This is a genomic window from Psychroserpens mesophilus (assembly GCF_050617655.1).
Taxonomy (GTDB): domain Bacteria; phylum Bacteroidota; class Bacteroidia; order Flavobacteriales; family Flavobacteriaceae; genus Psychroserpens; species Psychroserpens mesophilus_A.
Genome location: NZ_JBODQC010000189.1, coordinates 1 through 268, shown reverse-complemented (window position 1 = coordinate 268; position 268 = coordinate 1). Strand labels below are relative to the sequence as shown.

1 protein-coding gene is annotated in these 268 nt (G+C 71.6%); it reads left to right on the top strand.

Features of this window, described 5'->3' with window-relative positions; all coding sequences use genetic code 11:
- Nucleotides 1-268: winged helix-turn-helix domain-containing protein (locus tag ACRHNM_RS16900; RefSeq protein WP_431137782.1), on the top strand; the 268-nt coding region annotated here is incomplete at both ends.

The window sequence follows — 268 nt, the reverse complement described above, 5'->3', positions numbered from 1 at the left end:
CCGCCCAATTTCCAGGTCACCGAACCGGGCCGCGCCGTGCGTTTCGGCGACTGGACGCTGGACACCACCGCGCGCCACCTGGTCGACGCCGAAGGCACCCTCGTGTCGCTCAGCGGCGCCGAGTACCGGCTGCTGCGCGTGTTCCTGGACCACCCGCAGCGCGTGCTGAACCGCGACCAGCTGCTGAACCTGACGCAGGGCCGCGACGCCGATTTCTTCGGCCGCTCGATCGACCTGCTGGTCAGCCGCCTGCGCCAGCGGCTGCGCG